We start from the raw sequence: 6,823 nt of genomic DNA on the forward strand, positions 1-6,823 counted from the left end.
TATCGACGCACCCGCCTCCGGCGGCGTGCCCAGCCATCAGTCACAAGGGAGTTACTGACATGCGCACACGACGAATGACGGCCATCGCAGCCGTCGCCGCGATCGGCATCATGCTTACCGCCTGCTCCGGCGGTTCGCTCAGCGGCGAGACCGCCAACCCGGACTCGGACGCCGAATCCGGCGAACTCGTCCCTGTCACCGTGGGTCTGCTGCCCATCGCCGCGGCTGCCGCGGTGCAGATGGGCATCGACGCGGGAGCGTTTGAAGACCAGGGCCTGGACGTCACCGTCCAGATCGGGCAGGGCGGCGCCGCCCTGCTGCCCGCCGTTTCCAGCGGTGACATCCAGTTCGCCGTCGGCAACCCGCTGTCCGTGCTGGTCGCCGCCAGTCAAGGACTCGAGATGAGCATCATCGCCGGTTACTCCAGCGTGGATGTGCCCGCCGACAAGCTGCCCACGGGCGTCATCGTCAAGGCGGACTCGGGCATCACCACATGGAAGGACCTCGAGGGCAAGAAGGTCGCCGTCAACGCCTTCAACACGCAGGGCGACCTCAGCATTATGGGTTCGGTCGAGCAGGACGGCGGAGACCCGAACGCGGTGGAGTTCACCGAGATCGCCTTCCCGGACCAGCTCGCCCAGCTCGAACAGGGCAACATCGACGCCGCATGGGTGCCGGAGCCGTTCGTGGGCAAGGCGCTCGCGACCGATGGTCTCGCCCTCCTTGGTGAGCCGATGGGCAACGTCATCCCCGGCCTGTCATCGATGGTGACCTTCACCTCGACGAAGTACGCCGAGGAGAACCCGGACATCGTTGAGAAGTTCCGCGCCGGCATCGCCGCGTCCACCGACATGGCCATGGCCGACACCGACGCCTACCGCGACGTCATCGTCTCCTACACCGGTATGGACGCCGCCGTCGTCGCGAACATCAACCTCGAGAACCTCTCTGCTGATCTCGACGAGAGCATCATCGAGGACCTCTCCACCCTCGCCCTGAAGTACGGCTTCCTCGAGCAGGAGCCGGACCTCAGCAAGGTGCTCCTGCTCAATTGATCGAAACCGCCCGCCGTCGCGCAAGCGGCGGCGGGCGGACCCCGTCCGCCGCCACCGGAAAGAGACTGCCGTGCACAACCAAGGCATCGGTACCTGGATGACCCGCCGCAGCATGCGCTCGTTCGACGACCTCGCCGTCTCTTACGGCGACACGTCGATGGGCTACCGCGATCTCGCGGAGCGCATCCGCCGCCTCGCCGACGCCCTCGCCGGCCGGGGTGTCGTTGCCGGCGACCGCATCGCCTATCTCGGCAACAACCACCCCTCGTACCTCGAGACGCTGTTCGCCACCGCGACGCTCGGCGCCATCTTCGTGCCGCTGAACACCCGACTGGCCGCGCCCGAGATCGAATTCGCCCTCGAGGACTCCGGTGCCACGACCCTCGTCCTGCATGCCGCGCTCCGCGACCTCGCCCGCGCGGGCTCCTGGTCCACCGGCGTCACCCGGCGCATTATTGTCGACGCCGACGCGTATCCCGCCGTCGAGGCGTACGAAGAGGTCCTGGCCTCGGGGGCGGACACGCAGCGCGACGTTCCGGTGCAGCCGGACGACCCCGCCCTCATCCTGTACACCTCTGGCACCACGGGGCACCCGAAGGGTGCCGTCCTCAGCCACGCCAACATCACCTGGAACTGTTTCAACGCGATCGTCGACTACGGCATCCATGCCGAGGAGCGGGTTCTCCTCATCTCCCCCCTGTTCCACGTCGCCGCCCTCAGCATGGGCGCGTTGCCGGTGCTCCTGCAGGGCGGCCAGGTCATCCTGCACGACCGCTTCGAACCGGGCGCCGTGCTGCACACGGTCGAATCGGAACGGGTGACGATGCTCGCGGGCGTTCCCACCACGTTCCAGATGCTGCAGGAACACCCGGACTGGGACACGACAGACATCAGCAGCCTGGAACACCTCACCTGCGGCGGGTCGACGATGCCGGAGCGGATGCTGGAAGCCTACGAAGCGCGCGGGCTGTCATTCTCGTGCGGATACGGCATGACCGAGACCGCCCCCGGCGCGACCGCTATGCCCCCGCGCATGTCTCGGGCGAAGATGGGCTCATCCGGCATCAAACACTTCTTCACTGATGTGAAAGTCGTCGACGAGAACGGCCAGGAAGTGCCCGCCGGCACGGTCGGGGAAATCTGGGTCAGCGGACCCAACGTCATCCGCGAGTACTGGAACCGCCCCGACGCCACCGCATCCGCCTTCGTCGACGGCTGGTTCCGCTCCGGCGATCTCGGCTCCCTGGACGAAGACGGCTACATCCGCATCTCGGACCGCCTGAAAGACATGATCATCTCCGGCGGCGAGAACATCTACTGCGCCGAGGTGGAGAGCGTGATCATGGAAATCCCGCAGATCTCCTCTGTCGGGCTGATCGGCATCCCGGACGATCGCTGGGGCGAGGTGCCGCTGGCCGTGGTCGCCCTCAAGCCGGGGCAGCAGTTGCACGCCGAGGACATCGTCGCCCACCTGACGGGGCGCCTGGCCAAGTACAAAATTCCCAAGACCGTCGTCTTCACCGACGAACTGCCTCGCACCGCCAGCGGGAAGATCCGCAAAGCGGACCTGCGCGCACACTACGCCGCCGGCGTCACGCCGAGCTGACACGCTGCCTCTAGGAGGTCGATGATGACCATCACACCACCCCCCGACGAGACGGTCACCCGCACCGTCGCCATCGCGAAGGCGCGCGCTCGGCGTCGGTTCCGCCCCCGCAACGCCCTCCTCGGCATCGCCGGCATCGTCCTGTTCCTCGCGTTCTGGGAGATCGCCTCCCGCACGGGTCTGGTGAACAGCACCTACCTGCCGCCACCCAGCGACGTGATTCCGCAGCTGTTCCGGGTCGCCACCTTCCCGGACTTCTGGGTCGCCGTCGGTGACACCCTCCTCGCCTGGGGTCTGGGCATGATCATCGCCCTCGTACTCTCCTGCGTGTTGGGAGTCGTGATCGGGCTATCTCCGTTCCTGCGCCGCGCCACCCACTCCACGGTGGAGTTCCTGCGCCCGATCCCCTCGGTCGCGCTGATTCCGCTCGCGGTGCTGCTGTTCGGCATCCGGATCGAGTCAACCCTGCTGTTGGTGGTCTACGCCGCCTTCTGGCAGATCTTCATCCAGGTGCTCTACGGCGTCGCCGACGTTGACCAGGTGGCGATGAGCACGGGCCGCAGCTACGGGTTCTCCGCGTGGCAGCGCATCCGCGACATCGTGTTCCCGACCGCGCTGCCCTACGTGATGACCGGTGTCCGGCTGGCGTCGGCGATCGCGCTCATCCTGGCCATCACTGCACAGCTGATCATCGGCACACCCGGGCTCGGCAGCGAGATCGCGTTCGCACAAAACGCCGGCAACTACGCGACGATGTACGCCCTCACGATCGCGACCGGCCTGCTGGGTGTCCTCATCAACCTCGGCGCACGGGCCCTAGAGCGCCGCCTCCTGTCCTGGCACACCTCGGTGCGCGGGGAGGTGGCAGCATGAGAAAGGTCGCCTCTGTCGTCGCCTTCACACTGGGCCTGCCCCTCATCCTCGTCGCGCTGTGGTGGATCAGCACGCTTGTCTCACCCAGCTTCTTCGTACCGGAGCCGCCGGAACTGATCAGCGAGTTCTTCGGACTCTGGTTCGGGCCCCGGTTGTGGGCAGACGTGCTGCCGAGCCTCGGCCGATTCGCCGCCGGCGTGGCTCTCGCCATCGTCATCGGGACGCTGCTGGGCATACTCATCGGCCTGAACCGCACTCTGCGTTCGCTCACCGAACCCGTCTTCGAGTTCTTCCGTGCGCTTCCTGCACCCGTCCTCGTACCGCCGCTCCTGCTGATCATCGGACCCAACGATGCGATGAAGATCATCGTGATCATGCTGGGCGCCGTCTGGCCCGTCCTCCTGAACACCGTCGAGGGCGTACGTGCCACCGATCCGGTGCAGAGCGACACAAGTCGGTCTTACGGCATCTCGGGTTTCAACCGCGTGCGCTATCAGGTGCTGCCCTCCGCTGCCCCGCAGATCCTTGCGGGCATCCGGCAATCCCTCCCCATCGGGCTGATCCTCATGGTCATCTCCGAGATGTTCGCTCCCACGGGCGGCCTCGGCGCCGCCATCATCCGATTCCAGCGCACCTACGCGATCCCCGAGATGTGGTCGGGAATCCTGCTGCTGGGCCTCATCGGCTTCCTCGTCGCGGCGATCTTCCGTGCCGTCGAACGCCGCATCCTCCGCTGGTACTACGGATTGAAGGATCTCGAGAATGCTGTCTGACGCCTCCGCTCCCCTGAACACCGCCCCCTATGGACGCACCCTGGATGCGGCGGACACTCTGCTTTCGGTACGGAACCTGAAGAAGGTGTACTCCACCGACGGCGGCGACATCGAGGCTGTGCGCGACCTCACCTTCGACCTCGGGAAGAACGAGCTGACGTGTCTCGTCGGTCCATCCGGGTCGGGCAAGACGACGCTCCTCAAGTGCATCGCGGGCCTACTCGCCCCCACGAGCGGTGAAGTCGTCCTCGACGGCAAGAAGGTCACGGCACCACCGAAGAAGATGGCCGTGGTCTTCCAGGAGTACGGCCGGTCGCTGTTCCCCTGGTTGCGGGTCGCCGAGAACGTCGAACTGCCGCTGAAGAACGCCGGCATGGGGCGTGACGAACGCAAAGCCCTCGTCGAAGAGGCACTCGAGAACGTCGGTCTCGCGCACGTCCCCCGTTCGTACCCCTGGCAGCTCTCCGGCGGGATGCAGCAGCGCGTCGCGATCGCCCGCGCGATCGCCTACCAGCCGGAGGTGCTGCTGATGGACGAGCCGTTCGCGGCCGTCGACGCGCAGACCCGTGCAGACCTCGAGGACCTCGTGCGGCGCGTACGAAAGACGCTCGGGCTCTCGGTGCTGTTCGTCACGCATGACATCGACGAATCGGTCTACCTCGGCGAGCGCGTGATCATGCTCTCCAGCTCGCCGACCGTCGTGCAGCAGGACCTCGTCATCGATCTGCCCGAGGAACGCGATCAGCTCGAGACGCGTTCCATGCCGCGGTTCACCGAACTCCGGCACTTCGTGTACGAGCAGATCCAGGAGGCCAAGAAGGGGTTCCGCCCGGACGCCGCCACCCGCCGGTGATCCTCGCCCGCCGTTCCCCTCGCCTCCGAGGTCACATCGACCCGGGGCTCATGCTGGCCCTCGGATTCGTGGCGATGGCGGGGTCGCTGTCGACGGACATGTATCTGCCGGCGTTCCCTGACATCGCGGCCACGTTCCGGGTCGATGCCTCTGCCGTGCAGCTGACGATGACGTCGTTCCTCATCGGGTCGGCGGGGGGCCAGCTCCTTATCGGCGCGTTCTCCGACGCGCTCGGGCGGCGGCGTACACTGCTGACCGCGCTGGCTGTCTTCGCAGTCTGCGCCTACCTCGCCGCGGCCAGCCCCTCCCTGGTCATCCTGCTCGTGGTGCGCACGGTGCAGGGGTTCGCCGGCTCCGCGGGCGCGGTGCTCGCCCGCGCGGTGGTGTCGGACCTGGCCGACCGGACGCAGGCGGTGCGCGCGTTCAGCCTGCTGTGGGCGATGATCGCGCTCGGCCCCGCGATTGCCGCGCCGCTCGGGGGGTGGTTGACGCAGACGGGTGGATGGCGGCTCACGCTCCTCGGCGTCGCCGTCCTCGCGACCGGGATGCTGATCATCGCCGCGCTCGTCATCCCCGAGAGCCTCCCGCCCGAGCGCCGGCACGCGTTCACCGTCGGCGCGATCGCGGGCAACGTCGGGCATCTCCTGCGCGACGCTGCGTTCGTTGGATACGCCGTCGCCTTCGGACTGGGCTACGGGACCCTCATCGTGTACATCAGCTCGTCGTCCTTCATCGTGCAGAACATCTTCGACACGACCCCGTTCGCCTACTCGCTCACGTTCTCGTTCACGGGGTTGTGCATCATGTGCGGCGCGTGGCTCAGCGGCCGCATTGCAGCACGCATCGGCATCCGCCGAACGCTGTTGAGCGCGCAACTCCTGCAGGTGACGGGTGCCGGTATCGGCGGCGCGCTGGCAGTGGCCGGCGCCTTCGACCTGGGCTCGTACCTTCCGCTCATGGCCGCCTTCGCGCTCGGGTGCGGCGCCGTGATGTCCGCCGCGTCCGCCATCGCCGTAGGACGTTCTGCGCGTACCGCCGGGGCGGGGTCCGCGCTGGTGGGTTTCAGCCAATTCACCTTCGGCGCAGTCGCGTCACCGCTCGGCGGGCTGTTCGGCACGGACTCCGCCATCCCGGCCATGACGTTCATGACCTTGCTCCCGCTGCTGGCAATCGGCGCGGCTCTGGTCGGCCGGATCCTCGCGGCGAGACAACGTCCCACTCCCTGAGATTCCGTCATCCTGGCCCTAGACAATCACTATCGGCATAGGTAAAGTAGCCATCACGGCACCCGACGAGGCGTGCCCCTCAGCGGAAAGGAGCTCGACTCGTGGCTCATATCTCGCCCGCGGCCGATCGCGCCGCAGCACTCCGACTCATCGACGGCTTCTCGCTCGAGATGACGGGTAAGGATGTCCCCGGACTGGAGGAGGCGCGTGCCGCCATCCCCGCCGGGACGAAGATCAACGTCACGTTCCTCGGCAACGAGGACCTCGACATGCGGGTCGCGGCGGCGAAGGCCGTCAAGGACTTCGGATTCACCCCGGTGCCGCACATCTCCGCCCGGCGCCTGTCGAGCCAGGAGCAGCTGGAGGAATTCCTCAGCCGCCTGCAGGAAGTCGGCGCGACCGAGCACGTGTTCTGCGTCGGCGGCGACCCGGCCGAA

At 67.1% G+C, this 6,823-nt stretch carries 6 protein-coding genes and 1 pseudogene; all 7 read left to right on the forward strand.

The annotated features are described in order from the left end of the window. The first annotated feature begins 59 nt into the window (after positions 1-59). Positions 60-1,055, forward strand: coding sequence for an ABC transporter substrate-binding protein (locus NT132_RS11740; protein WP_297789052.1), 996 nt, complete (start codon positions 60-62; stop codon positions 1,053-1,055). A 70-nt stretch (positions 1,056-1,125) separates the two neighbouring features. Beyond that, positions 1,126-2,661 (forward strand): long-chain fatty acid--CoA ligase, encoded by a 1,536-nt coding sequence (locus NT132_RS11745; protein ID WP_297789055.1) that lies wholly within the window; start codon positions 1,126-1,128, stop codon positions 2,659-2,661. Positions 2,662-2,682: 21 nt separating this feature from the next. Further along, complete coding sequence (locus NT132_RS11750) at positions 2,683-3,534, forward strand: ABC transporter permease (protein WP_297789058.1); 852 nt, start codon at positions 2,683-2,685, stop codon at positions 3,532-3,534. Beyond that, complete coding sequence (locus NT132_RS11755; RefSeq protein ID WP_297789061.1) at positions 3,531-4,307, forward strand: ABC transporter permease; 777 nt, start codon at positions 3,531-3,533, stop codon at positions 4,305-4,307. The genes NT132_RS11750 and NT132_RS11755 overlap by 4 nt, the downstream gene beginning before the upstream one ends. Next, positions 4,297-5,160, forward strand: coding sequence for an ABC transporter ATP-binding protein (locus tag NT132_RS11760; RefSeq protein ID WP_297789064.1), 864 nt, complete (start codon positions 4,297-4,299; stop codon positions 5,158-5,160). Before NT132_RS11755 ends, NT132_RS11760 begins: the two co-directional genes overlap by 11 nt. Positions 5,161-5,210: 50 nt before the next feature. Then, positions 5,211-6,386 (forward strand): multidrug effflux MFS transporter, encoded by a 1,176-nt coding sequence (locus NT132_RS11765; RefSeq protein WP_297789066.1) that lies wholly within the window; start codon positions 5,211-5,213, stop codon positions 6,384-6,386. Positions 6,387-6,487: 101 nt separating this feature from the next. Continuing rightward, positions 6,488-6,823: pseudogene (locus tag NT132_RS11770) on the forward strand (methylenetetrahydrofolate reductase); the annotation flags it as partial.

The organism is Microbacterium sp. (assembly GCF_026393345.1).
Lineage (GTDB): Bacteria > Actinomycetota > Actinomycetes > Actinomycetales > Microbacteriaceae > Microbacterium.

What these genes read in the sequence shown, in the direction of transcription:
- NT132_RS11740 (WP_297789052.1), top strand. Translation starts at nt 60, where the DNA reads ATGCGCACACGACGAATGACGGCCATCGCAGCCGTCGCCGCGATCGGC.
- NT132_RS11750 (WP_297789058.1), top strand. Translation starts at nt 2,683, where the DNA reads ATGATGACCATCACACCACCCCCCGACGAGACGGTCACCCGCACCGTC.
- NT132_RS11755 (WP_297789061.1), top strand. Translation starts at nt 3,531, where the DNA reads ATGAGAAAGGTCGCCTCTGTCGTCGCCTTCACACTGGGCCTGCCCCTC.
- NT132_RS11760 (WP_297789064.1), top strand. Translation starts at nt 4,297, where the DNA reads ATGCTGTCTGACGCCTCCGCTCCCCTGAACACCGCCCCCTATGGACGC.
- NT132_RS11765 (WP_297789066.1), top strand. Translation starts at nt 5,211, where the DNA reads ATGCTGGCCCTCGGATTCGTGGCGATGGCGGGGTCGCTGTCGACGGAC.